General features: G+C 42.5%; 2 protein-coding genes. One reads left to right on the top strand and one right to left on the bottom strand.

What is annotated here, in order from left to right:
• Positions 1 to 439, bottom strand: a 439-nt coding sequence (locus B3R79_RS01395) for an epoxyqueuosine reductase QueH (protein ID WP_293693333.1), incomplete at its 3' end; no start/stop codon positions are given.
• A 199-nt stretch (positions 440 to 638) separates the two neighbouring features.
• Here B3R79_RS01395 and B3R79_RS01390 point away from each other — a divergent pair.
• Positions 639 to 1204 (top strand): 2-dehydropantoate 2-reductase N-terminal domain-containing protein (locus B3R79_RS01390; RefSeq protein WP_293693332.1); only part of this gene is annotated, 566 nt, incomplete at its 3' end.

Genomic DNA, 1204 nt, shown 5'->3' with positions numbered 1-1204 from the left:
CAAGCTCCACAGCCATTTGAGCTGTTTTATCCAAACGGTAATCAAAGCAAACCTTGCAACGGTCGCCACCCTCAGGCTCTTCTTCCAAACCATGCACCTTTTGGAAATACTCTGAGGGCTCATAAGGTGCCTCGATAAATTGTACCTGATTGCCCGTTCTTTCGTTAAAATCCGACACAAATTGCTGAACAACGTAGGCCCTGCGATGGTATTCCACCTTAGGATGAATATTGGAATTGGCAAAATAAACCGTCAAATCTGCATACTGCGTCAAGTACTCCAAGGTATATGTCGAACACGGGGCACAACAAACGTGAACAAGAATGCGAGGTCGCACCTCTTCTTTCAGCCATTGTTTGGTCATTTGTTGCATGACACGGTCATAGTTGATTTTTTGATTGGGATTCATTTTAGATAAAATCTCTTCTAAATCAATCACAATTGTCTTCCTTTCCTCGTCATTTCTAAAAGTCCTTCCATTATACCATAACTCCCAGCACATGACAGACGGATAACCTTTCCAAACAAGACTTAAGCCCCCTCATTTTTCGAAAGACGTTACAAATAATGAAGACAAACAAGGTTTTCTTGTGATATAATGGAGGTTGTAATCTGGCTCGTTTAAGAGAGGAGAAAAAATGGTAAGACAAAAAATTGCTGTCTTAGGACCCGGTTCGTGGGGAACCGCTCTCGCCCAAGTATTAAACGATAATGGGCATGACGTTTGTCTCTGGGGAAATGTTCTCGAACAAATCAATGAAATCAACACGGAACATACTAATATACGTTACTTCAAAGACAAACATCTCTCAGAAAACATCAAGGCAACGCTTGATTTATCTGAAGCCCTAAAAGACGCGGATGCTGTCTTATTTGTCGTCCCCACAAAAGTCATGCGTCTTGTTGCAAAACAAGTCGCTGAGGTGCTTGACCATAAAGTCGTCGTGATGCACGCGTCAAAAGGCCTTGAGCCTGGAACACACGAACGCCTATCAACTGTTATTGAGGAAGAGATTCCAAAAGAACTACGTTCTGACATCGTGGTGGTTTCTGGACCAAGCCATGCCGAAGAAACCATTGTTCGTGACATCACTTTGATTACAGCTGCTTCTAAGAATATGGAAACCGCCAAATACGTCCAAGAACTCTTCAGCAACAACTATTTCCGTCTTTACACCAATTCAGATGTGATCGGTGTTGAAAC

Source organism: Streptococcus sp. UBA3373, assembly GCF_002360305.1.
Classification (GTDB): Bacteria; Bacillota; Bacilli; order Lactobacillales; family Streptococcaceae; genus Streptococcus; species Streptococcus alactolyticus.
The sequence above is the reverse complement of the archived record's forward strand: the minus strand, read 5'-3'. Positions and strand labels throughout refer to the sequence as shown.